The sequence below is a fragment of the Deinococcus humi genome (assembly GCF_014201875.1).
GTDB lineage: Bacteria > Deinococcota > Deinococci > Deinococcales > Deinococcaceae > Deinococcus > Deinococcus humi.
In genome coordinates, this window is the sequence record NZ_JACHFL010000010.1 from 131,852 (window position 1) to 157,926 (window position 26,075).

Sequence of the window (26,075 nt, forward strand, 5' to 3'; positions counted from 1 at the left end):
TCAGATCCCCTGGAGTTCAGAATTTGACCATAAATGCTGTGAAGTACATCAGCGCTACACCTGCCGTGAAGCCGCCGAAGTTTGACCAGCCTGCCACTGGCAGTCCCAACCTCGCGGTGTTGCGAACGACCAACTGACCTACTTCCCAAACGACCTGGACGATAGCTCCAAGGCCAATCGCCAGAAACACGGTCGACAGCACTGGATTGAAGGCAAAACCCCCAATCCAGGTGCCCAGGATGGCCGGGCCGCCCGCGATCAAGGCAAGCAGAAAAAATTGCTTCAGGCCCGGATTGCGCTTGACCAAGGGGGCCACAATGCCTATCCCTTCCGTGATGTTGTGCAAGGTAAATCCGAGGATCAAGAAGGTGCCCAGTGCGCCTTCGCCCATGGCAAAGGCTGCGCCGATGGCCAGTCCCTCACCGAGGTTGTGCAGGCCGATGCCAGTCGCAATCCGGTAGGAGAGGCCCAGCGGTTGCTCGTCGGCATTGCGTTTGCCACTGATGGCCAGCAGCACACCCACAGTCAGCACGGCAATCAGCGTAATCGCAGGGGTCCCTTGCCAGAAGGCCGGTAGGCCAACCGCAAATTCCTGGGCGTCCAGCCAGGTCCCAATGGCAAGGTAGACCAGCAGGCCCACCGTCAGCGAGAGGATAAAGTTCATGGCCCGGCCACTCAGACGGCGCATCCACGGATACCACAGCATCCCCAGCAGCACGGGCACCAGACCGACGTACAGACCCACCAACCCGAAGCGGGCGAACAGGCTCCCGCTGAGTTGCGGTGTCAAGGTCGCGACAGGGATAGTGGCCGTAAATGTGGCGCCAAGAGTGCTGAGCAGGGTGATGGAATGCGCCTCGCCCTCGACCCACGGGTATGGAATGGTGATGGTGGTGGAGCCGAGCCGCGGGATGGGCCCAGGAGGATCGGCTGTAAAGTTCCAGAACGCGTCGTCAACCATCACCTGCGGAATGGTCATGGTCTGCGGACTGTCGTTCACAACCTGCATGGTGATGACGCCGCGCTCCGGAAGGGTAATGCGGCCAATGTTGAGCTGTTCTACAGGCAGGCCGCTCAATCCTTTCAGGCCGCCGCCAGTTGCGACAAGGTAAGCAAGGACAGCCCCGAGCAGCAATACAGGTAGGATGGCCAGTCCCCACAGGCTGCTGGCGGTACCGGTTTTCGCAGGATTGGGAACGTTCGTGCTCACGCGCCCTGCCCCTTGACAGTACTGCCCTGCGTCGCGCGGCGATCCCACGCAGCATCCAGTCCTGCGTCCTTCAAAGCGGCGGCGTAATTGGCGCTTTCCACGACATTGAAAAGACCCATCCAGCCCAACTCTGTGAACTCGCTGATGTGGGGGTGAAACATGAACTGGCCTGTAAACCGATAGCGGAATTCCAGAATGCCGCGCTGGCCCTGACCCTGCGTGATGGTGTCCACGATGCGGCTGGTGGGCTCAAGAGTCGTACCAGTGTCGTAGTAGTTGAAAAAATTGGCATGCAGGTGGAAACCGTTAATCAGGTCGAATTCCAAAATATTGATCAGGTAGAGGCGGATCAGTTCACCTTTCTTGACCGGAATAGGCCGCCGCGCAAACTCAAAGCCTACGGTGTTCACCGCGTAAATCTCGTTGGCTCCGTCGAAATTGGTATCGAAGGCGTTCTGGAGCATCATGAACTCGCGGGCGGGGGGCCGTCCGCCTCTGGGATCGACGATAAAAGCCCCGTACATGCCCTTGTGAATGTGGCGCTTGAGGCTGGTGGCGTGGCAGTGGTAGAGATGGCAGCCAAACGGCTCGGCGTCGAACTCGTAGACAAAGCTCGCACCGGGTTGAATCTCACCGGGACCCGCACCGGGCACACCGTCCATCTCAGCAGCATGCACGCCGTGAAAGTGAATGGTGTGCGGGTGCGAAGTGTGGTTGAAAAAGGTGATGCGCAGCCGGTCACCTTCGGTGCAGCGCAGGGTCGGCCCGGGTACCCGCCCGTTGTAGGTCCAGGCCGGAAAGAACACGCCGGGGGCAATCTCAATTTCTTTTTCCTGTGCCGTAATGGTGTAGTCGCGCAGGGTCTGGCCGTTCGGAAGTCGGCTGACCTTGCCTCCGTCCCAGTCGGTCAGCAGCTGCATGGGGTCGAAGCCGTTGCGGACATGATCCACCGTGCCGACCAGCAGGTTGCCACCGTGTTCGCCGTGGCCTTTGGGGGATGTGGCAGGAGGGGGCATCTTCGTGTGATCCATCGCGGCAGCGGGAGGCACTTGGCCCACCGCCTGTGCACCCACCAAAGCCGCGGCGCTCCCTGCCCCCGCGCGCAGCACGTCCCGGCGCGAGAGCAAAGACTGAAGCCAACGGCTCATAGAACACTCCAAAAACGAGAGTGAGAGGACGACATGCTTTATATTAGACATACCTAAAAAAAAGTCAAGCAGGCCTGCCCTCCTGATTCGCTTGCTGCCTTAAAATTCGGGGTGTGCACCTCATGACATTAAGGATCATGTTTTTATCCTTCCTCGTTGATCTGTGCTATTGATTTTAGGAAGAGCTAAAATGGAGGAATGACCGCTCGTCCCTTCTCACCCGCCATCGAGGACTATCTCAAACAGCTGTACCTGCTGGGGGGAAGCGGCACGGTCAACACCCAGGCCATCGCAGACGCACTGAACGTCAATCCCGCCAGCGTAACCGGCATGCTGCGCCGCTTAACTGCCCTCGGGCTGGTGGAGCATACGGCCTACAAAGGCGCGACGCTGACCGCTGCGGGCCAGACCGTGGCCCTGGAAGTTCTGCGTCACCACCGCTTGCTTGAACTCTACCTGTACCAGGCGCTGGGGTATCCCCTGGACGAAGTTCATGCTGAAGCCGAGCGCTTAGAGCACGTCATCAGCGAAAGGTTGGAAGCGCGTCTGGCGGCCTGGTTGGGTGAGCCCAGCTTCGACCCGCATGGAGATCCCATCCCAGCGCTGGACGGTTCTGTGCCGGTGCGGCACGAAGTCTGTTTAACAGATTTGCCGACCGGGACGGCCGCGCAGATCGTGCGGGTGCCGGGGAAGACCGATCTCCTCAAGGCCCTGATGAATCGGGGCCTCACGCCCGGAGTCACCGTCTTGCTGGTCTCGCGCGATGACGCGCTCAGGACGGTGACCCTCCAGTCCCTCGAGAGTGGAGAACACCTGATTCTCGCCTTGTCCGTCGCCCAACACCTGCGGGTCGGCGCGCCGGTGTCTGCGTGAGGAGCGTCCCCACCCCAACCAATCTCGATGAGCGGCTCAACGCGGAAGCGGTGGCCATCTTGACCAACAAGTCCAAACGGCGCGGCCTCGCGCGGCTCACGCCCTTCTTGGGCCCCGCGTTTATTGCGTCCGTCGCGTACATGGATCCTGGCAATTTTGCCACCAACATTCAAGGCGGCGCGCAGTTCGGTTACCTGCTGTTGTGGGTCATCTTGGGGGCCAGCCTGATGGCCATGTTGATTCAAAACCTTAGTGCCAATCTGGGCATCGCCACTGGGAAAAACCTGCCAGAGATGATCCGCGAGCGCTGGCCCCGGTTGGCCTGGCCCTACTGGGTGCAGGCCGAGCTCGTGGCGATGGCCACCGATCTCGCCGAATTTCTGGGCGCATCGCTGGCCTTTCAACTGCTCTTCGGCATTCCACTGCTCTGGGGCGCCGTGCTCACCGCCATCGTCACCTTCAGCCTGCTGACACTTCAGAAACGCGGGTTCCGTCCCATTGAGATCGCTATTACGGGGTTTGTGTTCGTGATTGCGGTGGCCTATCTCGTCCAGATTGTGCTGAGCCGTCCCAGCCTGAGTGCCCTAGGCGGCTTCATCCCCCGGTTTGAGGGGCCGGACAGCCTGTACCTGGCTGTGGGGATCATTGGCGCGACCGTGATGCCGCACGTAATCTACCTGCACAGCGCCCTGACACAGAACCGCATTCCAGCCACGACACAGGCCGAAAAACGGCAGGTGGCCCGGATGTCGCGCACCGACATTTTTGTGGCCATGGGCTTGGCGGCACTGATCAACCTGAGCATGCTGGCTGCTGCCGCCGCGGCCTTCTATACGACGGGCAATTCGGACGTGGCCGACCTGACGGTGGCCTACCGGACCTTGACACCGCTGCTTGGCGGCGCGGCGGCCATTGCGTTTGCGCTGGCGCTGCTGGCTTCAGGGTTGTCCAGCAGCACCGTGGGCACCATGGCAGGTCAAGTGGTCATGCAGGGCTTCGTGCGCTTCAGCATCCCGGTGTGGCTGCGGCGCACCATCACGATGCTTCCCGCGTTCGCCGTGATTTTGATGGGTCTCGATCCGACCAGTACGCTGATCCTGTCGCAGGTGGTCCTCAGCTTCGGCATTCCCTTCGCGCTGGTGCCGCTCCTGGTCTTCACGGGACGCCGCGAAGTCATGGGCGAACTGACCAGCAGCCGCACCGTGCAGGTCTTGGGCTGGCTGATTGCCGCCCTGATCATTGGTTTGAACGCCTACCTGCTCATCCAGACCTTTGCGGGAGGATGACTTCTAGCCCTAAGAACCAATGCAGTGCCTGCTCAGCCAGAGTCCCACTGGGAATCTGGAGCCTTGGGCTTCAACTCAGCACCGACGTTTCTTCAAGCGCGTTTTGCAATTCATTCGGATAGCGCTGTGTCAATCCTCGAGTCGTGAAGGTGCAGAGTCAGATTCCTGCTGAAGGGGTCACACTAGAGTTGGAGCAGAAGTTCCCGCTAAGCCAAGGCTCAGGCTGGTGCGGAGGGATCCAGCCCACGGTGCTCTGCCCGCGAAGTTGCGACACTCGGGGAGTGACCCCTCAGCCCGCTCCGCTCCCTATCGGACACCTGGCCACCGAGACCAGTGAACGGGTCAAGACCTTGCGCTACTGGACCGACCTCGGCCTCCTCCAACATGACCGCAAAGCCAGCGGCCACCGGCTGTATCCCGCCGATAGTGCCGAGCGCGTGCAGTTCATCCGTTCCGCCCAGCACGTCGGCTTGACCCTCGGCGAGATCGCCCGCATCCTTGGCCTCCGTGCGGAGGGTCACAAGCCCTGCGCGGAGGTCCGTGACGAATTGCAGGGGCATCTCCGGGCCGTCCGCCAGCAGCTGGCACAGCTTCAGGCGTTGGAAGCCGAACTCGCCGGGCGGCTGGCCTACGCCCACGCTCATCCCGATCCCGAGTGTGAAACCGCAGGCTGCGTGTACCTGAACCTGCCTGCCCCTTGACTCTCCCCCCCAGGGGAGACTTTAGCCTTGGGCATGGAAGACCCCTGCTGCGTCCCCAACGCCCAGGGGCAGGACGTCACGTCCTGCCCGGTCAGTGGCACCCGCGGAAAGGGCGTGCCGCTGATCACCCTCAAGGCCCTCCTGACCCCACCCGCACTGGCCCGGCTGGCGCCAGAGGACGCCTTCCGGTTCTGCCCGGACCCCACCTGCGATGTGGTGTACTTCAGTCCCACCCAGACCTACCGCAGGACGGACCTCAAGGTGCCGGTCTTCCAGAAGGAGCAGGTCCCTGAAGTGCCCGTCTGCTACTGCTTTGCACACACCCGTGCCGACCTCAGCCAGGTGGCCGCCTCAGACACAGGCCAGGCCCTGGAAGCGTCCATTCGCGGACATATCCGGGCTGGACGCTGCGGTTGTGAGGTCAACAACCCGCAGGGCAGTTGCTGCCTGGGAAACGTCGTGACCGTGCTGCGGTCCCTCGGCAGCCAGGAGCAGGCATGACGCGCTACGACGCGCCACGACGCCGTGGTGATCGGCGGGGGAATGGCGAGAGCGGGAACACGGCCGCGTCAGCGCGTAGAGTCACGACGGCATCAGCCCAGCAGTTCAGTCAGCGTCTCCTCGGCGGCGCGGTCTTCCTCAGCCTGACGGTGTCCTTCCATAGCTTCAGCATCATGCTCGCGCAACTTGACCCGGCTGGTCTTGCCCCGCAGCACCTCCAGCGTATAGTCGCCTGCCCCAAACAGCGTGCCGTCCAACGTGTCCGGCAAGGCGATGCGCACCTCATGCGTCTCGGGGTCATAGCGCACCCTGACGGTGGTCCGGGCGTGGCGCTCCTTCATGGCTTCGAGCCTCTTGGGGGCCGTGTTCATGAACGTCCCTCGGCGGCGGCCGCTGTCCTTGAGCGGCACCAGCTCGCCCGCAGCAGGCAGCCCCACGTCATGCTTGGTGTTGAGGTACCCGGCCAAATTGGCGCGTGCCCGCACCTCGCCGTGGGTCAGGATCACCTTGCCCGGCGCGTAGCGCGCGATCATCCCCAGCAACCCGCCCCGGTCTGCGTGTGCCGACAGATAGAAGCGCTCGACGCGCGAGTACGCCGACACCGGCTCCAGGCCCTCTCCACGGGCTGCGGGCAGCATCACCTCCCCACCCTGCTGCAGTTCGAGCAGGCGTCTCCCTGGGCTCTCGGCGTCCTGATAGCCCACCACGAACAGCGCATTCTCCGCGTGGGGCAGCCACGCGCGGGCGTACTGCGGACTGGCTCCCGCGTGCAGCATGCCCGACGAGGCGATCACCACGGCGGGGCGCTCCGAGGCCAGGATGCCCTCACGCTCGCGCCGATCCTTAACAAGGTTCACCGTGCCCGTCAGAAAGGGGCGTTGCTTGCTGGTCTTGGTGCGGTTCTGCAGCGCCTCGGGCAGCAGGGGCAGCATGTCTTCGTAGGCCTCGGTGATCCCCCGCGTCAGGCCGTCCAGGTGGATCGGCACGGCGGGCAGCAGCCCGCTGGCCATGGCCGTCTGCAGGATCTGGGTGATCTCCTGCGCGCGGCCCAGCGCGAAGGATGGGATCAACACGCGCCCACCCCCACGCAGGGTCTCCCCGATGGCGGTCACAAACGCCCGCACCTGGTCCTTGCGGCTGGGCAGCAGCGTGTCGCCGTAGGTGCTCTCGGACACCACCGCGTCCACCGGCGTGACTGTGGCGGGCAGCCAGGCGGCGTCCACCACGGGCGTCGAGATGTTGCTGACGTCCCCGGTGTGGAACACGGCGCGTCCTCCGCTCTCGATCAGCACACTGGCCGCTCCCAGCAGGTGGCCGCTGGGGAACAACGTGAAGGCAAAACCGTGGTCCGAGATGCGCGTGAAGTACGGGATGGGCCGCAGCCGTTCCAGGGTGCGCTTCATGTCGCCCGCGTTGAACAATGGCTGGCCCTGCAGGGTGGTGACCTTGAGGGTGTCGCCCAGGACCAGCGTGGCGATGCGGGCGGTGGCCTCGGTGCAGTAGATGGGGAGCTTCGGGAAGCGCCGGATGACCACCGGCAGTGCGCCGACGTGGTCCAGATGAGCGTGGGTCAGCACCATCGCGGCAGGTGGGTGCTCAGCGAGCAGGCCCAGCTGGGGCAGGGCGGCGTCCCCAATGGAGCCGGGGCGCGCCCCGGCATCGATCAGCAGGTTGCCTTCGGCCAGGCGGTACAGGTAGCTGCTGGCCCCCACCTCGTCGGTGCCGCCCAGACCCAGGAAATGCAGGTCACTCATGACGGGCATTCTGGCGGATGGCGTGAAATCCCATCACGACAACATTCCCCCTGGCTCGGTCCCCAGGTCATGGATGTTGAATCCAGTGGCGGCTCTTGCCTTATCGTTGAGCAGGTGCATCAGCAGCCGCCCTGGCGTCTCGATCTTCTGGCCCTTCAGCCGCCACTTCTCCAGTCGCTGAATGCAGCGCCGCACCACCCCCACCCCCAGGTGGACCAAAGCCTTGTAAAACCCGATCGCCGCTACCGCGTGGGTGGCCGGGTCATCGTGATGGATGGCGATCTGCACGGCAAATTCCCACAACTGCGGATTGGCATTTCGTAATCTATCTAGACAACTCTCCAAACTGTTGATCGAAGGATCAAGGGTGGGGGGCAGCGTTCCTCGCTCGCCCGCACGGGTGATCAGTGCCGCGCTGTCCAAGCAACGCAACAGCTCTTCCCTGGCTGTTCCCGCTGAGGAAGCTCCAAAGTCCCCATCAGGTTTTCCACAATCCCTTTGTTTTTGAGTAATGGTTGAGCTTCCTTTAGTCGTCTCACCTTGAGAGTTGCAGTCTGGCACGAGAAAAATCTCTCCTCCCTGCACGCTCTCGGCGAAGAAGGCAGCCTCCAGATTTTCCGGGATGACCGGCTCGTACAGGGCCACGCTGAACAGCGTAGCCACGTTGCGCCGGGCAGAGGTACCCTCGTCGATGCGCTGCACTTTCTGGCTCCTCAGCCACAGGTGCGCCAGCGGGTGCTGCAGCGCCCGGTAGAAGGTGGCCTCACTCATCCCACACTCGCGGGCAAAGCAAAAGCGCCCGCCCACCATCTGCACTACCTGCTCACGGGACTGCAGGGGCCGTCCGTCCTCGCCCACCTTCAGGTAGCAGTGCTTGCGCAGCTCCTCGATGATGCGGATGAGATTGAGCCCCTGGGAACTCGTGAGCCGTCCGCCCGCCAGGCTGGTGGTGCTGATGCCGGTGAGGATCAGGCGCCAGTCGCGGGAGACACTGCGGCTGAGCTTGGTGAGGTGCTGTCCAGCCCTGTACGGGAAGGCCACCGGCCAGAAGGTCTTGGTGGGTGTATAGCCGCTCAACACCGGTCTGGCGCGGATGCTCTTGCGGTACAACCCGACGGCCTTTAAAGCTTCGGTGGTATCGACTGGAAGACGTGTCGTGAGCGGAGCGGAGTAAGGCGCGGATCGTGGCGCGGCCTCGGGATGGCCTGCCCTGAGCGCGTCGGCCTGGGCATTCAGTTGCTCGCGCCTGAGCTGTTCCCTTGTGAACTGGTTTGAGGCAGCATCGGCGCGGAAGTAGGCAGCCGTCATGAAGGCCCACACTCCTCAAGAAGTGCCTCTGAGGTGTCAACTAACACCTCAGAGGCACCTTGCGAGCTAGAAACCTTTGGAGATGTCTTCAAAGCCCTCCTGTGACCTCGCGGCTGAAGAGTTTCAGTGACAGTGAGGCAAGGTGCGCCGCTTTGAAACAGCGGAGCGGGCTGTGCTCTATGGCACTGGGTTATCGCAGCGGCTTTGGCCTGCCACGAACCGACAAAAAAAGTTGGACTCACCAGGGTCTCCTGCTTGCAATAGGGAGCCTTCTCTGGTAAAGTCCAACTTGCGACGGAAGTACTTTACCAAAGAGTCTCAGCTTAAATCCCGCTTCCCGGCGGGGTTTTTGATTTTTGTGATGCGCTTGCAGTTACGTTTTGGTCAGGGTAGAGCCTCCGTCGGTGGAGTGTAGCACGAGCAGTGAAAAAGCTGCATTAAGATCAATAAAATCTGTATCAAAGTTAAGATCTCTTCGCAGAGAAAATCTGATGTGGGGTGACGCGGGTTACTATGCGTTGGCTGTGAGACGAATTCGATTGCAACACCACGAGACTCAAAAGTGACTGGACCCGTCACCGTTTTTCTGACCGAGGCGTTCATGCCACTCAGCCGCGAGATCGGCAGGTTTGGGGGCATGTACCGGGCTGAGGCCGAAGCCATGTTCAGTATGGAATTTGTGCAGGCGGCTGTTGCCCGGAAAGTTTGCCTTGCAACGGAGACCGATTACGGAGCGGTGCTGTATCTGGCCCATAAGGGACGCAGGATGATTGGGCTGACCAGTTCCTTCCAATCTCGCGCCGAGAATCTTGAGAATGCCGTCTGCTCACGCGACGCTTACCGCAACATTGTGGAGGCAGGGCATTCGGTGGAAACTGTTGAACGCCACCGCCGAGCCTCCATCGTCTACACCAGAGCAGGTCAAAGGGTCCTGGCGCTCGCTCAGGCCAGGGGCTTTAACCGTACCGTGATCAGGCGGAACTACTCCAACTGGATTGAGTCCGGTGAATACGGGGAGTTGCATCTGTACTCCTACCTGTCTCCGACAGAAACGATGGAATTTGGGATGCTGATGCTGCATTCCAAAAATCCCAACGCCCTTGCTATCGATCCGGCAAAGTTTGTGCTTTATTCGCTGACGCCGTGGCCTGCAGCGCCTCGTCCAACGGCTTCTGGGGCTGATACGTCACCCCGTGCGGAGTTAGCGTGACGAGGTACAGCTGGCCACTTCGCGTCACCAGGTGTGGCTGACTCAGCTGGGACTCCGAGAACAACTTGCGGTGCACGCGCTGGAGCTGCCGCTCCACAGCCTCTGAAGAGTGCTCTCCCAGATCGAGGGCGTGCAGTGTCACGGCCACGTCCAGAAGCTTCTCCAGCAGTGCCCGCCGGGTCTTGTCAGGCTGGAGACAGGAAAGAGTGAGGTTGCAAGTTTCGTGCAAGAAGCGCCTCCTTGGAGTCGAATTGAGCAACCCTAGCAAGCACCTCTGAAAACCTCTGAAATGCAAAATGGTGAAACCCACCAAAAAGAAGCACCCCTTGCGGGGCGCTTCTTTTTTGGTGGAGACGGAGGGAGTCGAACCCTCGTCCGATACAGCCTTGGTGGGCTTCTACGAGTGTAGTCCACAATTTAATTCTCCTCGCTCAGCCGCGCATGGACACGCTGCTTTCGCGCCTATCCCCTAAGTTTCGCTGACGTACTGGGGCACTTCGGCCAGCTAGCCTTCTTTTATGTCAGTTTCCGCGACGCCAAAGGCCGGGCTGCGTGGTCACTGCGCAGTCAATTAAGCTGCGTATGCGTAAGAAACGCTGTTGTTGCCGTTTAAAGGGCTTGACCGATGATTTACGAGGCCAACGGTCATCCTCGACTCGCCACTTCACTTCCAGCACGCACCGTCGAAACCGGGTCGTCCCCAAAAGGTACCCGTAGTATACCGCACTGACGGCGCTCCATGCTGACTGAGCGTTAAGACTTGAGCGCCTGACGCTGCACGGCGGGTGGACCTGCCGAAATAGTGTGGGGACGATATGACACGCACAGTCCCAGCGCGGTACACCATTCCAGACTCGGTTGCCCATGAGCTGGTCAGAGCCAACCTGCTCTCGCAGCTGGACCGCCCATTCAAGGTGACGGCCGTCGTTGCTCCCAGCGGCTACGGCAAATCAGTGATTGCGGCGCAGTGGGCCCGGCGGCAGCCGAACGTGATCTGGATTCGTCTGACCCAGGAAGACCGTGACGCTCAATATCTCGTTCATGCGCTGGCTGACGCCATTCGCGTCCATGGAATTCCACTTGGCAACTGGAGCGCTCATGCGATCCGCGACACACCGGTTTCGCGGATGGTCAACGACTTGTTAGGTGACGTCAACCTGTGGCCGGATGACTTAACTTTCGTCCTCGACGGGGGCGAAGACCTCAGTCCCGACTCGGCGGCGGTCCTGGCAAGCTTCGTTGACGGTTTGAATGGACACCGTTTCATCGTCCTTCAGCACGAGGCGTCGCCCTTTGAAGTCGCGCCGTATGTGCTGCGAGGAACTGGGCAAGAAATGAGTGTCAGGCACCTTACCTTTACCGCTGAGGAATCCTCTGCACTCTCCAGCCGTTTTAGGGTTGGGGCCAGTGAGAGCGCCGCGCTGCACGGAGTGCTGAGCGGGTGGCCTGCAGGGATGATGCTGTCCCTGTACGTCCGTGACCAACAGCTGAGCCTGGAGCCTGCAGATCTGTTCCGGGCCTTGGTTCAGCGTCTTGACGAGCAGATTCAAACCCAACTTCCGGCCCTGAGCGTCATGGACCTGTGGACTGAGGCCACGCCCGCAGCGCTCCACCTGACCTTCCCGCCCAACTGGTTGTCTGAGCTGCGGCGCGTCGGGCTGCCGCTCACCGCGCACGGCCAGACTTGCGCGCCCCATGACGTGTTGAAGCTGCATCTACGGCAAGAGCTGGCCAAGACCCCAGACCACGAGCGCCAGATGCACCGGTACGCTGGCGTCTGGTCAGAACATCAGGGTGAGCCCTACACGACGGTGAAGCATTTTCTGGCGGCAGACGACACACACGCCGCTCTTAAGGTGGTGGGCGATCTCCTTCCCGGTTGGTACCGTACGGCCAACTGGCAAGTCGCACGGGACGTGTTGAGTCAGTTCCCGGCGGCGTCCCTCACCAGTGAGCTGCGAAGCATCCTGGCGCTGGCTTACGGCGAGACAAATGAGGGCATAAAGGCTGAGGAGCTGGCGAAAGCTCAACTGGCCATCGAAGAAACTGCAACAGCCTATTTTACGCTCGCCCTGAGAAGCAATCGCACGAATTCAATCGATGAGATGGGCGAATATATCGATAGGGGCCTGAGAATCGCAGTAGATCAGCGCGATCTGATTCAACTCACCCGCTCGAAAGGCCTCTGGTATCACCTGAACAGAATGCCGCAGGAAGCATTGAGCGCTGCGAGAGAGGCCGTGCAGCGGGCCAAGCTCTACGGTGACCATAGCCTCCGGCTGTCCACCCAGAGCTTACTCGCACATCTGGAACGCTACACCAGTTCTAACGCTGATAATGCCAGAAATTCGGAACAGCTTTATTTAACTGCGAAAGAAACGGAAAGTCCCCACAGGCTGATGTCTGTGATTCAGAACTATGCCATAGACCTCACCCGTGTCAATCGAGTCAAAGAAGCTGTCATTCTTTTAAGAGACTTTGTAGACAAATACAGAGAGAGCTATCCCCTGTGCGAGCAATACCTTTTGCCTGTACTTTCTTCCGCGTATCGATCAGCAGGAGAGATAGATAAATCCCTGAACACTGCATTATACGCCGCACAGATCAATCGCGAGGCTGGACACTTCAAAATTCAAGATACTTGCACAACGGTTGTGGTCTGGCATTATCTGGGTCAGGGGCTGAAAGAAAAAGCCCGGGAGTTCGCACTTGAATTTTTGAGTTTTGCAGCCATCAATGGCTATTCTTTTACATCTTATCTGGGCAATGCAGCCTTGTATCACTATGCTGCTGGCGACTTTGCTAAGGCGCAGGAATTGAATCTTGAATCTATCGCAGCCCAGGAGAAGGATCAAAAGGAACCCCTTGTTTTCCTGGTTCAATCCCTTCTGGAATACGGTTTCGGTGCGATCACAAGTGGGACTGCGGCAGCATTGGCAGAAAGCTTGAGGAAATTCCCGGAAGATCATGGCATGGTTCATGTTGCATGGTCCCTATTTCGGCCAGTTCTTGACCAGATTATTGAGAACAACATTGAGAGAAATTTCTTCCTGAATCTTGTAGAGGAGATCGACAATCCAAAGCCTGAACATGCGTACGCTCTTAAGATCGTGACCCTTGGTTCATTGTCCATGAGTGTAGATGGTTTAGAAGGCGCCCCAAGCTACGGCACCGCAATGGAGGCTTTGATCTTTCACTTGCTCCACCCACAGGCATTGCAAGATGACCTTGCCCAAACGATCTGGAAGGGCGCCGACCTTTATAAAGCGAGAGGATCAGCACAGAGGGCGCGCGGAGAGCTGAATAAGGCCTTTCGTAAACTGACCGGCAACCGTACCATCGATCTGATTCTCACCTCTGGTCCGGGCCGCCGCAATCCCAGCTGGCACATCAATCCTGATGTCTGTATCGCCTTCGACGCCCTCCTCATTCTCCGCAGCTCAAATGCAGCTGAAATCCATAATTTCTATGGTGGTCCGTTTCTTCAGGGGAAGACGCACGACTGGGTCAACGAGGAACGTGAGGACCTGAATCAGCACATCTCAAAGGTTTATCAGCGGCAGGCGGAGGATGCTGGGACCACGCGGGAGGGGCTGAAGTGGCTGATGCGCGCGGCGATCATTGACCAGGAAGTGGCCACTTTTGAAAAAGCGCTGCAGTTGAGCGTTCTGCTCGGCGACAGTTCAGTCCGGCAGGGCGCTGAGCAGGCGCTGGCCGCCCTGGCCCAGGGCGACGAAGTCAGGCTCCAGGGTTGGCTGAACTAGCCAGAGCCAGTTCCCGCGCAGCCGCTGAGCGCAGACGTTTGAGCGTCTGCGCGTCTTCGTCCTGACACCGGGGGTGGTTTGGTTGCCCGTCACCGGCCTTGAGCAGCCAGTGGCTCGCGGGGACGGCTGAACGCGCAGCGTCGTGGAGCAGTTGTAGGGTGAGGGCTTTCGTCGCTTGCAGGGGAACTGCGCCGTGCACTGTCAACAGATCCGCTCCCACCTCGAAGGCCACAGCCCAGACAGGCCGTGACTGAACGCCAGAGACGGAGTACAGGGCCACCCGCTGCCGCTGATGCTCACCAGCTGGAACCGTGGGCGCGGTTCTCAACGCACTGCGGGCCAGCTCGTGCGCGCGGGCATGGAGCTCACTGCTGTTTCTCGGAATCCGGGTGACCACCACTCGCGGGTGCGTAATCACGAGTACGCTTTGTAACTCGGCCAGTTGAGCGTCCACCTGAAGGACGGCGTCAGCGTCCTGTGGCAGATGCTGCAACACAGCAAGGGCTGCCGTAACCTCAGGTAATGCGGTGCGTTGAATTAATCCCTTGACCTCGCGGCGCTCGCCGTCAGCAGTTTCAATCACACCGCCATAAGCCGCTGCACCGCCCAATGCAGCTGCATCTGCAGCGATAAGAAAGCCTGGGGAATCGACGGCCATGGACAGCATTATGAACTGGAGGAGTGAATCATAAGCTGAGCGCAAACTGCTCGTGCTTGAGAAGGGCGCGACTCTTCCAGGCGAACTGGTGGTTGCGTGAACGATAGACCTCCAGCGGTAGGTGCCGCGCACGATGGTGTGAACCTGCTGGCGGAAGCCCCCTTTTCCTTGTACTCACGCAGCAGGTCCCACAGAATCTGTTCGTCCACCACGGGGAACAACACCTCGCGCACCGTGCCGTCAGGATTGCCCAGGGCGGCCTCCAGCAGCCGCTCCAGAATGCGGTCTTTGTTGTGAACCCGCCGGAACTTGACGACGAAGTTCGGCTCGACCCGCCGCTCGACCTTGACGTTGATGTGGTGCACTATGTCCACCAGGTGCGTCACCGAGGCGTCGGTCAGCTCAGCGGTGCGAGCGGTACAGAAGGCGGCCAGGAGCGTGAGGCGCACAGGTGAGGTCTGGGCGCGGAAGTGGAAGTGGCTGGGAGATTCGTTGGAGGCCCGCTCCCGGTAGCGGGTCAGGACGTAGGGGGCTACGTCAGCGAAGAGAGTCTGAGGGAACTTTAACCGACGCAGCAGGCGCAGCTTTTCGATTGGGCTGCGAAGCTACGGAGCGGCGATCCGGGAAATCCCAGGCCTGAATGGCGTCGATCACCAGTAGGTAATCTCCACGGCACGCTGCAACAACCCAGTTGAGCAAGCTCACCAGCCCACACGACGACAACAACAGGGATTTAAGCGGCGGAAACGCACTCAAGAATTTCTGAGCCTGCACGCCGGAGTCACCAACCTCCACCATCACACGCGAACCACCGTATCAGCATCAACCAGAAGGCAAAATCAAAACCACGCGTTCCAGACGTGGTCAGCGGTTACCACAGGGGTGACCTGTAGTTTAGGTTTAGGCCATTTCTGCCCTTAGCCCGCCGTAACCCCAATTAAGGCAACACAACCGGCACTCCATCGTTTATGTTTCCCGTCATAGAGGTCATCTGAAGCTTTCCAATTGCACTTGAAGCAGCGCGGCCTGGCTGTCGCACGTCCCGGTGGTCAGGGCACGGGCGGCCTCGGCGCGCAGGGCGGCGGCGTCCAGGGCGCCCACCTCCAGCACCTCCCCAAGCTTCCGGTACTCCTCGGCGTCCAGACGGCTGCCATACACCACCTTCAGGGAACGCACCGTTTCCTGGGCGCGCTCTGTGAGCGACAAGCTGGCGAACCGCTCGCGCGCCACCTGATCCGGATCGGGCTCCGTCTCCAGCAGACGTGGCTGCACGGTTACCCTGGCTCTCGCCGATGGCTGACCTTGGGCAGGGGATAGACGTGGGCGGTAGTCGTCTGGCGAGCGAATGAAACTCACGAAAAAGCCCGGCCCCGGAACTTTCTTGCCCGCGATCATCCGCTCCACTTCATCCAGCCGTTCGCGGACGATGTTGACCCCAAGAGCCTCCATCAGGCCACGGGCGACTTTGGGGGCGATGCCACGCCCGGTCAGGCGGCTGAGCAACAGGGGATCGAGGGCCACGACTTCCCGCTCAAAGACGTAGTGCACGCTCTGAGCCTGCCCGCGCCCGTGATACGTGACCGACGCCAGGTAGTGCGCCTTCAACAGTTCCTCGTGGGCTGGATCGAGCACGCGGCGGATTTTGTCGGGGCTCAGGTTCAGGATGCGGGCCTTGCGGCCCCATTCCACCAGGCCCACCGTGAACTCCTGAAGGCGCTCGTCTGGTGCAGTGAGGTTGTGGCGGTGGCCGTCCAGCAGGCGGTACAGGGCGCGGGCGGTTGGCTGGCTCAGCTCGCCCAGCACCCCTGAACTCAGCGGTTTGAGAAAGCCCCGGCGCAGGCTCTCGGCAATGATTGGGGGCAACACCACCGTGATCGTGCTGTCCTGATCGATGGTCCCGCCGGATTGGGCCGTGTCGAACATGATCTCGTGCAGGTGGCGGAAAATGACCGTCCGGTAGCGTTTGCCGTCATGCCAGCCGCGCTCGATGTGGAAGTTGGTATGCGACAGGCGCATCAGCGATTCGTGCAGGTTCTTGTGGTAACGCCCGGAAGTGTCCAGTCCTGAGGCCCGCAGGAAATGATTGGCCGTGCCCGTCACGGCGTTGCTCGCCGGGAACCCCTGCGCCGCGAACAGGCACAGAATGCCGATGATGACGTCGTTGTCCATCCCAAAGGGAACGAGGTATTGCGCCGTGCCAATGCACTTCACGCTCATTCGTTCGTCGCCCTCGCCGTACTCGTCCTCCCAGGACGTGCTGCCCGCCCCCACTCGGCTTTGCATACTGATCAGGCCCAACCGCGCCAGATTCAGTTCGTCGATGTGCCGGGTCAGCGCACGTTTCTCGGAGGCCCGGGGCACAAGGGTCATGTGTTGATGTTATTTGTTTTTAAAGAGAAAGAAAAATAATGATGTCAACAACATAGGAATCAGAAATAGCCCTTCCTGGAGGACAAAAAAATTTCAAATCCCTCAAAGTGTCCGTGGGTTTCCTACCCTAATCCCCCAAAGTGTCCGTGGGTTTCCTACCCTAATCCCCCAAAGTGTCCGTGGGACCATTAGCTACTCCCCCAAAATGTCCGTAAGTTTCGCCCATATTTCCCTCAAAGTGTCCGCACTGTTCCCAAAAGGATCTATCAGGGCTCAATGGCCTCAGAAAAACCGATCAGCACATCATCCACCCCAGCCTCACGACTCAGTTCCTCAAAAGACCCACCTCTCCTAATTCCCCAAAGTGTCCGTGGCACAGACCTCAAATCCCCCAAAGTGTCCGCACCAAAGATGGATGTGGAGAAGGCCGAGCTAGACACACTCGAGCAACTTATTCCCCAAAGTGTCCGCTTGCCTTTCCCCAAAGTGTCCGTGGACCATCCTAGAACAAGCTGTGGGGGAGTGGACCGTCACGCAAGCGAAGTTTAGAACTTGCCAAGAACGCGTTCGAATGGGACTCCGCATGTCTCGGGCATCAGCAGAATGAGTTGGTAAGATTCCCCGAATAGCGTCTTCCTTGGGATCGTCATGCTCCAGCATGCGCCAGCCGGAACATCGGCATCAGCCCATACGGCGTTTAACAGTGACAAAATCCTGGCGTGTCGTTCAAGGGTTGTGTTGCCTTAACTTGCTCCGGGGGCAGGCCACTCCTGCTCCGATTTCACGCCAGGTCTGAAAGGCCTACTTCTGGTGGCTTCTTTGGGTGTGGGCAGGAACCGTCGTCTGGACGTGCTGGTCAAGGTTGGTCATTCGGGCATGCAGATTCAGGAATGCCTGGGCGCGTTTCTGTGGCCTGAATCCAGGCTGAATCCGTTCCCGCCGTCGTGTGGGCTGGTGAGACTGCTTGACTGGGTTGTTGTAGCGGGTGGGAGCAGCGACTTCCCAGTGCTGCACCTGTGAACGTCCCCGGAGTTGAATCGCCTGAGTTGTGTTCATCGTCATTTCTTTTGCCATCTAACTGGCGTTAATCGACACAGATTCTTCGGTGCTTCTCTCAGGGCCTTTTCTGTGCTTTTGCTCTGGCTATGGCGTGGTAGGAAAGAGAGGTGTGGACTAGGTAGTATTCTTTATGATTTATAACGCCGGTTAGACAACATTCTTAAGAGCCAGTGTGCGAAATTGACTGAACATCCGGTCAAGGTACTTTGCGTTCAAAGGATGAACGCGTTGATGACCAGACTGACGTTCAATCCTCCGTATTGCGGCCGCCGGAAGACCACCGTGGCTGGTTTCTCTGGATCAGTACTCCAGATGCCGTCCCCGTTGCATCTGCTTCTCCTGCGCCAAGCTGGGGATGGGGGTGGCCGTGATCTTCACCACATCTCCAGCGCTGCTGCCTTTGGGCAAGTCCTGCGGGTGGCCCACCACCTTGTCACCCGTTGAGTCCATGATGAAATGCTGCCGGTCTTTGTGCTGAAGCTGGCCCGCGTATGTCTCCCCCGCCGTGGTGCTGGTCAGGTAGACCTGCTGCACCTGATCGCCGTACCGCTGATGCAGGGTGTCAAATCCGCGCTGCAGCACCCGAGATCGGGCTGGATCGGTGATCTCGTCGAACAGGCGACGCATGGATTCCTTGTCGCCCTGCGCGGCATCAAAGCTCACCACCGTCATGCGCTGCTGGGTCACGCCCTCGAACTGAAGCGGGTGACCCGCCTGGTCCGCGAGCTGGGTCATGAATTCGCGCTGTGTCCTGCCGTTGCCTTCGCGGAAGGGGTGGATCTGGTTGAGGTCACTCAACACGTCGGCGGCCTGGCGGCTGAAGGCCTCACGGGACAGGCCGCGCAACCTGTCCTGTTCGGCCAGGCTCGCAAGCACGCCGTCCAGCTTCGCATTCACCGTGGACGCTCCCTCAAAAGCAGTCGTCGCCTTGATGAGCTGCGGGGGCTGCGTCTCGCGCTGGCCTTCCAGGATGAGGGGATCGCCGCGCGTGGTTCCGGCCCACTCGTACACGTCCCCAAAGGTGTGCTGGTGGATGGCGCGCAGGTGGTCCGCATCGAAGTGGCCACGGGTGGCAGCGGGGGCGCTGCCGTCCTTGATCTCTGTCGCCCGCAACGCGCTGTAGTCGCGCTCGGCCTGTGAAAGCGTCCCGGCATCAAGGATGCCGAGACGGTTCTTCATCACTCCGTTTTCGTCTGTGTACGGATCAAGCCCTGCCACCGTTAGCGGCGGTACTTGGCCTCCAGCCGGGCCTGAATCTCTGCGGTGGTCATGGTGCCGTCAGCGTAGGCGTCCAGCATGGTCCGCATGTCCTGACCGAGCGGCATCCCTTCCATGGCGCTGCTGTGGGCCACCGACCGGACCATCTTGCGGCGCTTCTCGCGAGCTCCGGCCTCCACCACTCCAGCCTCGGTCTGGGCGCGCAATTGTTCATCAAGCGTGGTCATGGCGTGGCCCTCCTGGACAGTATTTTAGCAGAAAATGCCGCTGTCCTGAAAGAGAACTGACCTTCAAAAGCTGACCGAGCGGTCTTGAATCGGATCTACCTCCGACGGCGAGGGCATGGGCGGCGGCGCTGGCTGGTACTGGGCCATCCCCCAGATCTTTTGAGCGATTGGAGCAGCGAAAGACCCCTCTCATGGTGAAGGCGATTTCATCGGCCCGTGGAGAAATCTTTTGTGGGGCATGGCGGCGCTCCTGGGGATTACCGAACTACTCAGGCGATTGGAAGGGTGACCCCCCGCGCGGGGGCCCCCGGCAGCTCAGATCCGAGGACCGCGCAGCAGCTCCACCTGGGGCAAGTCCAGCGGGGCGACGCACCCGAGGGAGGAGTGAGGCACCTGCGCGGGCCAGTCGGCGCGCTGCTGGCGCTGGGCCTGCACCTGGGCCGGGGGCGTGCCGTACTCGCTGAACGGGCGCACGAAACGGGCGGAGATCCAGCATGCGGCGGGCGCGCCCGGCCACAGCTCAGCCAGCACTTCGCGGCGGCGCAGCTCAGCAGCCAGTTGCTTTTCAGAGTCGGCCCGCACGTCCTTCATGTCTTCGGCGGTCACGTCATCAAACTGTCGCAACATTTCCAACAGGGTGCTCAGTTCGGCGCGGGGGCCTCTGGGTGGTGGCCAGGGTTGTGCTCTCCTGCATGGGCGGCGCTCCTCTGGGTTAAGGTGGCCCCATTGCTGGGGCCGGGGCGGTGGAATGAGAGCGGGCGGGGCGTTGGTCTCACCATCCAGCGGTCAAGCCCAGCTCGGCGCGGGCCGCTGCACTGCCGTTAAGGGCTTCGTCCAGGCGCTGGTGGGTGGGCGAGGGGTCCGGCTGTCCCGTGGGGATCAGAACCACCGGCCCGCAGGGGGTGGCCCCAAGTGCGGCGGCTTTTTGAGCTGGGCCATTGGGGCGCTGGTCTGTCGGCGCGGCGCTGTAGATCACGGCGTAAGCCTGCACGCCGCATTCGTGCGGGGAAAAGCGGTATGCCTGGCCCAGCTTGCCCTCAATCCACCTGCGGCCCTCGTCGTCGCTGCCCGCCGTGAACCGCTCGGCCTGGCCGTCCGGGTGAATCAGATACAGGTGACGCGGGGCCGCCATCCTGCCGTCAATCACGGTGATCTCGTCGGGACTGCGGACGCCCAGAGTCGCCAGGGCTTCGGCGTCTCCCTTCAGGGCACGGACGTACACGCTGACCAGATTGTTTCCGCTGGCCGCGTGCTGACGCTGCTGCGCGGGGCTGGGGCCGTCCTCCGGGTTATGGGGAACGATCACGATGGGACCGTGCAAGGGTGGGTACTGGGTCAGGTCCAGCCCAATCAGGCGGCTGCCCGCCCAGTTGGGCGGCAGGGCTTTGAGCAGCCCTTCCTCGTCAATGACTGCCTCATGATCCTGCAAGGCGTGATAGTGCGCGGGCACGTATTCCAGCCAGCCGCCAACCAGTTTTTTCAGCAGCTCGTAGGTGTCGGTCTCCGGCGTGAGGGGGTGGCTCTCCTGCCGTCCGTCGGGGTGAATCACGCGCATGGTGGGTTGCATCAGCTTCCGCTCCTTGTCTTGAGGGGGATGGAAGGGGGGCGCGGTGGCCCCACTCGGTTTAAGCGGCCTGGGCCTGGGCGGGCGCGGCCTTTGCCCTGACGCGCTCCGCGATCTCGCGGGCGCTGGGGTAGACGCTGCACAGATGCGCCCACACGGTCCCCGCCTCCTGCTCGGTGAGGTCCGAGAGGGTCTCCAGAGGCCACGGTTCCCCCAGCGCCGCGGCGGCCAGGCTGTAATGCTGGGCGCGGGGCAGTCCAGCTGTCCCCATGATCTTGTGCAGCGTGTGGGCACGGCCCTTGCCGATCCGCGGCACCGCCAACATGATGGACACGGGCGCGGTGGGCGGCTCGGTGGGGCCTTCACGCAGCACTTCCAGGTGGCTGCCCGCTTCCCTGCCCCAGATGAGGTAGCGCACGGCGCGGTCAATGCTGGCCTGATTCTCGCCGTCAATGATCGCAGTGAGGTCGTCGTGACGGTCCGCCGTCAAGGTGATGATGTGGCTTCCAATGCACAGGCTCGCGCTTGGGCCTTCACCCCAACTGCCGTAGAGGTCCACCTTCCACGTGCGGGTGAAGTTCGTGACTTTGGTGCGGGCGGTCTGGGTCATTTTTAGCACTCCTTTCCCTCTGTCTGAGGTATTGACAATATATAATATTTACTAGTTATTGTCAATTCTTTAGAGCAAAAGATAGACCTGCTTTTTATCGCACCCGTCGACTTTTCTCTCATTTCGCGCCCGCCTGACATGTCGTCCTCTCCGGGCGTCGTGTGCCGCCCCTAGCAGCTTGACTGGGTTCGCGTTCGCCGTCGTGGAGCCCGCCCATCTGGGGCTGCCCTTCACCCCTGCTTCTCGCTCTGGCTGCTGTCAAGCTGGGCCGCTTGTCGGCCCACAGCCGCAACCCGGCGCACTTTGCCGGGTTTGACAGCTCTCTGTGCGCCCTGCCACCCTGGAGGCCGCAGGCCAAAGAAAAATGTTCGCGCTTCACCTGACATTTTTCTTTGGCGAATGCCTGTCCGGCGAGGACACCTCACTTTGTTTTTCCACGCCCGGCTCGGCTGCCGGGCCGCCCCAAAGCCGACGACGGGCGCGGCCCCCGCCGTGACCAGCGGGACGGCGGGTAAAGACGCTGTGCGGCCCCTGGGCCGCTCCGTCTTCTTCAGCCCACCTTTTGGACCGCAGTCACAGCCCCGTCAGGGGATGGTACGGCCTGCGGCAGCATCACCCAACGGGTGACTTACAGCTTTGTTGCGCCTTCCAGCGGCACCTGGCCTGCCCCCCTTCCAGCGCAGAAAGGGACTGGAATGCGGTCAGAAATCCAGCGGCATGACGGGAGAAATGCCGCCGTCTTTGGATTTCTGGTTTCCTGGCACTTCTGGCCGGGAAAACCGCATGGAAGGCCGCGCCAACGGCGCATCAGACCACAGGTCGCCAGAAGGGTGGACAACGTCTGCCCTGACCCCGTCCTGGGATCTACCATGCTGTTGCCATGCCTCCACGCCCTGAGCGCCCCCCGATGTGGGCGGCGATCCTCACCTGCATCTGCGCGGGCGGCGGCCTGATCCTGAACGACAGGATGGTTGACGATCCCAACGCCTTCATCCTTGCGCTGTTGATGGCCTCGGTGGCGATTGGCACGGTGGCGTGGCGTGTCTGGGGCAAAGAGACGGCGGTGGGGTGTGTCTCCCTCTCCAGGTCCACAAGTCAGGGTTTGGGGGCAGAACAGCAACCCCCTTGATGTTGACTGCGCCGCTCTCCTCTCCCCTACCTCTTCTTGCGGCTCTTCCCTTGACTGGGTTTTTGCCCTTTCTCGTACTTGGCCTGCATCTTGCGCCGGGTCTCGGCAGCCAGGGCCTGGAAGTCCACCTCGCCGGCCTCGACAGCTTCTGACGTCAGTTTGACCTTCCGTGTTCGGGTCCGGACCTGAGCGAGCGCTGCCTGGGTTTCCTGTACCCACTGCTCCACCTTCGGCGTGACCTCGTACACCATCTCGCGCGTGTCCCGCTGATAGGTGCCCTCAGCGCCTCTGCGGACGTGGTTCTTAGGCAGCGTGAACCGTTCAGGCAAATCCGTTGCAATCACACGGCCATCCCTGACCGCCGCTTTAAATAACTTGACAAACGTATCAGACTGCTGTGGGCTTTCTAAGCTAATCACGAGTTCACTCAATTTACGGTAGACCATGGCCGAGCATGGCACGATTTCCAGGATTAGAACAAGTATCATTCAATGATCTGGGGGAAAGATGAAAACACTCGTTATTGTTGAATCCCCCGCCAAAGGGAAGAAGATCCAGGGTTACCTTGGCAACGGCTACAAGGTCAAGGCGAGTTTCGGTCATATCCGGGATCTTCCAGCCAAAAAAGAGGACATCCCTAAGAAATACCAGGGGGAAGCCTGGGCGCGTCTGGGGATTGATGTGCAGGGGGGCTTTCAACCGCTCTACATCATTCCCGCAGACAAGAAGGCCGTGATTGCAGAACTGAAGAAGCTGGCCGGGGAAGCTGACGAGGTGCTGCTGGCCACCGATGGGGACCGGGAAGGGGAGGGCATTGCGTGGCACCTCGTCCGGGCGCTGGGCCTCAAGAGGAATTTCAAGCGGATGGTGTTCCACGAGATCACCGAGGACGCCATTCGGAAGGCCGTCCAGAACACGCGCCCGCTGGATTATGCCCTGGTGGGCGCCCAGGAATCCCGGCGCATCCTGGACCGCCTGTGCGGGTATGGGGTCTCTCCAGCCCTGTGGCAGAGCATCGGTTCGGGTCTCAGCGCGGGCCGGGTGCAGTCGGCGGCGCTGGCCGCCCTGGCCCGCCGCGAGCGGGCGCGCATGGACCATGTCCCCGCAGACTACTGGCGCGTGCTGGCCCAGATCATGCCGGAGGGAGAGGGCGCTCAGCCCTTTACCGCGGTGGTGGTCAGCATCAAGGGGCAGCCGCTGGCCGGTCCCAAAGACTTCGGTGCGGACGGGCAGTTGAAAGCCGATTCCCCGGCGCTGGCGATCACGGGCGAGCAGGCCGCGCAGACCGTGGCCTTCCTCAAGGAACGCGGCGTGAAGGTGGCGCGGGTAGAGACCTCGGCGTACTCCACCAAACCGCCTGCACCGTTTACCACTTCGACGCTGCAACAGGCCGCGAGCCGGGCGCTGAAGATGGGGCCGAAACGAACGATGGACGTGGCTCAGCGGCTCTACGAGGGGGGGCGCATCACGTACATGCGGACCGACTCCCCGGCGCTGTCTGAGGAGGCCACAGAGGCCGCCCGTGCGGTGGCGGTGGGGTTGTTCGATGCGGGAAGCATCCCGGCTGCCCCCCGCACCTTCGCAGCGAAAGGGAACGCCCAGGAAGCGCACGAGGCCATCCGGCCTGCGGGCAAGGTCTTTGTCGCGCCTGACCAGACGGGCCTTGCGGGGGAGGAATTGTCGCTCTACCGCCTGATCTTCACTCGGACGGTCGCCAGTCAGATGACGGACCTTCAGGGCAGCAAGACGGTGCTGCACCTGAAAAGCGGTGGTGTGGGACTGCAGGCGTCGGGAAAAGTGGTGCTGGACCCCGGCTTTACCCGGCTCTACCACGATGACACCGACACAAAGGACGAGCAGCAGCTGCCGAACGTCGCCGAGGGCCAGTCCCTCCCCGTCAAGGACGCCAGGGCTGAAGTGAAGAAGACGCCGGCACCGGGGCGCTTCACTGAGGCGTCGCTGATCAAGGCATTGGAGAGTGCGGGGGTGGGGCGGCCCTCCACCTACGCGAACATCATTGAGGTGCTGAAAAACCGGCAGTACACGGCGCTGTCGGGGGGGCAGTTGTATGTGACGTGGCTGGGGCTGGTGGTGGCAGCGTACCTGCAAGACCAGTTTCCGGCGCTGGTGGACCTGGCATTCACAGTCAAAATGGAGAAGGATCTGGACCGGATTGCGGCGGGGGAGTTGAAGCGGGAGGCGTACCTGACCGAGTTCTGGACGAACGGGTTGGCGCAGACCATTCGGGCCGCGCGGCATGGGCCTCCGGCGCTGGTCCTGGGCAAGTTTGCCGGGGTGGTGGTGACGGCGCGTCAGGAGCAGATCGTCATGCTCCGGGATGGCAAGGCGGTACCGCTGGGGCTGGATGTGGTGCCGGACACCCTCACGCCTGAGGTGGTGGAGAGGATTATGGCGGGGCAAACAGTCAGGCCGCGTGAAACTCGCGGGCCTGCGTCATCGGCCAAAGGCAAGGCCCGGAAAAGTCCAGCCAGAAAGAAGAAGGCGTCATAGGCGCTGGCAGGTCCACGGCACACGTTGAGGCATGCAAAAGTGCCAGGGACGTAAGGCAACAGATCACGCTCCTGCTGGGAGCGCGGCACGGAGCCGGGCTAGCCCTGGAGCTGACTGGCCCATGCCACGAGACCCCGCCCGCGCTGCCTGGGAGGCCAACTGGCAGCAGGGACCGCCTTTGACGGCGCTGCAAACTGAGCGTGACCCGGCGGCCCTTCTGGGCGACACGCAGCCCGCTGCAAGCGTTAAAGCGCGTCTGAAAAACGTGCTGGCGAAGGTTTTCCCTGGGCATTGAAAGTGCACGATCGGTCGGAGGTGGTGCGCCCATGACTCGGCCTACGTACCCAAACGATCTCACAGACGCCGAATGGAATGTCCTTCTCCCGCTGCTTCCTCCAGAAGCTGCGGTTGGCCGTCCCCGCAAGTGGTCGCTACGGGAAATCCTGGATGGCATCTCCTACGTCCTCCGCTGTGGGATTGCCTGGCGAGCGATGCCCCACGACTTTCCCCCGTGGCAGACGATCTATCACTACCATCGGTTATGGAGACTTCAGAGCATCTGGGAGGGACTCCACACCATCCTTCGGGAATGGGTGCGTCAGCGTGAGGGCCGCGCAGCGACCCCCAGCGCGGCGATCATCGACAGTCAATCCGTCAAGACCACAGCAGCTGGTGGGCCTCGCGGATACGACGGTGGCAAGAAAGTCAGTGGACGGAAGCGACATCTGCCCGTCGACACCCTGGGACTGGTGATGGCGATCAAGGTGCATGAGGCGGACATCCAGGATCGCACCGGTGCGATCCTGCTCCTGCGGGATCTTCCTAACGTGTTTCCGCGCATGCAGCACGTGTGGGCTGACGCGGGATACACCGGAAAACTAAGTAGATCGCGAATAAGAAGTAGAATTAGGGATGGGTCGTCCCGCACGACAGATCGAGATCAGCGAAGCCGCCGACCAACAGCTCCATGCACT

The 26,075-nt window shown here is 61.3% G+C and carries 23 protein-coding genes, 1 other RNA gene and 1 pseudogene; 11 read left to right on the plus strand and 14 right to left on the minus strand.

Going from position 1 to position 26,075, the window contains the following annotated elements; all coding sequences use genetic code 11:
* Nucleotides 1–16: 16 nt before the first annotated feature.
* The gene (locus HNQ08_RS17390; protein WP_184134896.1) at nt 17–1,210 is read right to left on the minus strand and encodes a ZIP family metal transporter; all 1,194 of its coding nucleotides are present in this window, start codon (nt 1,208–1,210) and stop codon (nt 17–19) included.
* Complete coding sequence (locus HNQ08_RS17395; protein ID WP_184134904.1) at nt 1,207–2,358, minus strand: multicopper oxidase domain-containing protein; 1,152 nt, start codon at nt 2,356–2,358, stop codon at nt 1,207–1,209. Before HNQ08_RS17395 ends, HNQ08_RS17390 begins: the two co-directional genes overlap by 4 nt.
* Nucleotides 2,359–2,556: 198 nt before the next feature.
* On the opposite strand from HNQ08_RS17395, the gene HNQ08_RS17400 reads away from it, so the two are divergent.
* From HNQ08_RS17400 to HNQ08_RS17415, 4 genes are all read left to right on the plus strand, one after another.
* A complete protein-coding gene (locus tag HNQ08_RS17400) occupies nt 2,557–3,231 on the plus strand; it encodes a metal-dependent transcriptional regulator (RefSeq protein ID WP_184134907.1) in 675 nt (224 codons plus the stop codon).
* The gene (locus HNQ08_RS17405; RefSeq protein WP_184134908.1) at nt 3,228–4,517 is read left to right on the plus strand and encodes an Nramp family divalent metal transporter; all 1,290 of its coding nucleotides are present in this window, start codon (nt 3,228–3,230) and stop codon (nt 4,515–4,517) included. The genes HNQ08_RS17400 and HNQ08_RS17405 overlap by 4 nt, the downstream gene beginning before the upstream one ends.
* Before the next feature lie 281 nt (nt 4,518–4,798).
* Nucleotides 4,799–5,218: a MerR family DNA-binding protein gene (locus HNQ08_RS17410; RefSeq protein WP_184134909.1), complete on the plus strand. Its 420-nt coding sequence runs from the start codon at nt 4,799–4,801 to the stop codon at nt 5,216–5,218.
* Nucleotides 5,219–5,251: 33 nt separating this feature from the next.
* Nucleotides 5,252–5,719, plus strand: coding sequence for a putative iron-sulfur cluster-binding metallochaperone (locus HNQ08_RS17415; protein WP_184134910.1), 468 nt, complete (start codon nt 5,252–5,254; stop codon nt 5,717–5,719).
* Nucleotides 5,720–5,811: 92 nt separating this feature from the next.
* On the opposite strand, the gene HNQ08_RS17420 is transcribed toward HNQ08_RS17415, so the two are convergent.
* On the minus strand, nt 5,812–7,473 hold the full coding sequence (locus tag HNQ08_RS17420) for an MBL fold metallo-hydrolase (RefSeq protein ID WP_184134911.1): 1,662 nt from the start codon (nt 7,471–7,473) through the stop codon (nt 5,812–5,814).
* A 33-nt stretch (nt 7,474–7,506) separates the two neighbouring features.
* Nucleotides 7,507–8,781: a hypothetical protein gene (locus HNQ08_RS17425; protein ID WP_184134913.1), complete on the minus strand. Its 1,275-nt coding sequence runs from the start codon at nt 8,779–8,781 to the stop codon at nt 7,507–7,509.
* 562 nt (nt 8,782–9,343) lie between these two features.
* On the opposite strand from HNQ08_RS17425, the gene HNQ08_RS17430 reads away from it, so the two are divergent.
* The gene (locus tag HNQ08_RS17430; protein ID WP_184134916.1) at nt 9,344–9,991 is read left to right on the plus strand and encodes a hypothetical protein; all 648 of its coding nucleotides are present in this window, start codon (nt 9,344–9,346) and stop codon (nt 9,989–9,991) included.
* 345 nt (nt 9,992–10,336) lie between these two features.
* Here the strand turns inward: HNQ08_RS17430 and ssrA are convergent.
* Nucleotides 10,337–10,693, minus strand: a transfer-messenger RNA (tmRNA) gene (ssrA, locus tag HNQ08_RS17435).
* 113 nt (nt 10,694–10,806) lie between these two features.
* Between ssrA and HNQ08_RS17440 the strand changes: the two genes are divergently transcribed.
* Nucleotides 10,807–13,755 carry a MalT transcriptional regulator family protein gene (locus tag HNQ08_RS17440; RefSeq protein WP_184134917.1) on the plus strand — a complete coding sequence of 983 codons (2,949 nt, stop codon included), beginning with the start codon at nt 10,807–10,809 and terminating at the stop codon, nt 13,753–13,755.
* Here HNQ08_RS17440 and HNQ08_RS17445 read toward each other — a convergent pair.
* Both HNQ08_RS17445 and HNQ08_RS17450 read right to left on the minus strand, forming a co-directional pair.
* Nucleotides 13,730–14,413 (minus strand): hypothetical protein, encoded by a 684-nt coding sequence (locus HNQ08_RS17445; RefSeq protein WP_184134918.1) that lies wholly within the window; start codon nt 14,411–14,413, stop codon nt 13,730–13,732. The genes HNQ08_RS17440 and HNQ08_RS17445 overlap by 26 nt on opposite strands.
* Before the next feature lie 8 nt (nt 14,414–14,421).
* The gene (locus HNQ08_RS17450; protein WP_184134919.1) at nt 14,422–14,862 is read right to left on the minus strand and encodes a hypothetical protein; all 441 of its coding nucleotides are present in this window, start codon (nt 14,860–14,862) and stop codon (nt 14,422–14,424) included.
* Nucleotides 14,863–15,010: 148 nt separating this feature from the next.
* Between HNQ08_RS17450 and HNQ08_RS27510 the strand changes: the two are divergent.
* Nucleotides 15,011–15,334: pseudogene (locus HNQ08_RS27510) on the plus strand (hypothetical protein); the annotation flags it as partial.
* 66 nt (nt 15,335–15,400) lie between these two features.
* On the opposite strand, the gene HNQ08_RS17455 reads toward HNQ08_RS27510, so the two are convergent.
* The 6 genes from HNQ08_RS17455 to HNQ08_RS17480 form a co-directional block, all read right to left on the minus strand.
* Nucleotides 15,401–16,783: a replication initiator protein A gene (locus HNQ08_RS17455; protein ID WP_184134920.1), complete on the minus strand. Its 1,383-nt coding sequence runs from the start codon at nt 16,781–16,783 to the stop codon at nt 15,401–15,403.
* Between the two features lie 1,359 nt (nt 16,784–18,142).
* Entirely contained in the window at nt 18,143–19,021 is an 879-nt protein-coding gene (locus tag HNQ08_RS17460; RefSeq protein WP_184134923.1) for a Fic/DOC family protein, read from the minus strand.
* A 41-nt stretch (nt 19,022–19,062) separates the two neighbouring features.
* Entirely contained in the window at nt 19,063–19,287 is a 225-nt protein-coding gene (locus tag HNQ08_RS17465; RefSeq protein ID WP_184134925.1) for an antitoxin VbhA family protein, read from the minus strand.
* A gap of 315 nt (nt 19,288–19,602) precedes the next feature.
* On the minus strand, nt 19,603–19,914 hold the full coding sequence (locus HNQ08_RS17470; protein WP_184134928.1) for a hypothetical protein: 312 nt from the start codon (nt 19,912–19,914) through the stop codon (nt 19,603–19,605).
* Nucleotides 19,915–20,059: 145 nt separating this feature from the next.
* Nucleotides 20,060–20,854, minus strand: a complete 795-nt coding sequence (locus HNQ08_RS17475) for a DUF3846 domain-containing protein (RefSeq protein WP_184134930.1) — start codon at nt 20,852–20,854, stop codon at nt 20,060–20,062.
* A gap of 58 nt (nt 20,855–20,912) precedes the next feature.
* The gene (locus tag HNQ08_RS17480) at nt 20,913–21,461 is read right to left on the minus strand and encodes a hypothetical protein (protein ID WP_184134933.1); all 549 of its coding nucleotides are present in this window, start codon (nt 21,459–21,461) and stop codon (nt 20,913–20,915) included.
* A gap of 880 nt (nt 21,462–22,341) precedes the next feature.
* Here HNQ08_RS17480 and HNQ08_RS17485 point away from each other — a divergent pair.
* A complete protein-coding gene (locus HNQ08_RS17485; RefSeq protein ID WP_184134936.1) occupies nt 22,342–22,590 on the plus strand; it encodes a hypothetical protein in 249 nt (82 codons plus the stop codon).
* A gap of 26 nt (nt 22,591–22,616) precedes the next feature.
* Here HNQ08_RS17485 and HNQ08_RS17490 read toward each other — a convergent pair whose 3' ends face one another.
* The gene (locus tag HNQ08_RS17490; RefSeq protein WP_342355707.1) at nt 22,617–22,934 is read right to left on the minus strand and encodes a hypothetical protein; all 318 of its coding nucleotides are present in this window, start codon (nt 22,932–22,934) and stop codon (nt 22,617–22,619) included.
* Between the two features lie 163 nt (nt 22,935–23,097).
* On the opposite strand from HNQ08_RS17490, the gene topA reads away from it, so the two are divergent.
* The 3 genes from topA to HNQ08_RS17505 form a co-directional block, all read left to right on the plus strand.
* Nucleotides 23,098–25,101 carry a type I DNA topoisomerase gene (topA, locus tag HNQ08_RS17495; RefSeq protein WP_184134940.1) on the plus strand — a complete coding sequence of 668 codons (2,004 nt, stop codon included), beginning with the start codon at nt 23,098–23,100 and terminating at the stop codon, nt 25,099–25,101.
* A gap of 121 nt (nt 25,102–25,222) precedes the next feature.
* Complete coding sequence (locus HNQ08_RS17500; RefSeq protein WP_184134943.1) at nt 25,223–25,396, plus strand: hypothetical protein; 174 nt, start codon at nt 25,223–25,225, stop codon at nt 25,394–25,396.
* A 31-nt stretch (nt 25,397–25,427) separates the two neighbouring features.
* Nucleotides 25,428–26,075 (plus strand): IS5 family transposase (locus tag HNQ08_RS17505; RefSeq protein WP_244977198.1); only part of this gene is annotated, 648 nt, incomplete at its 3' end.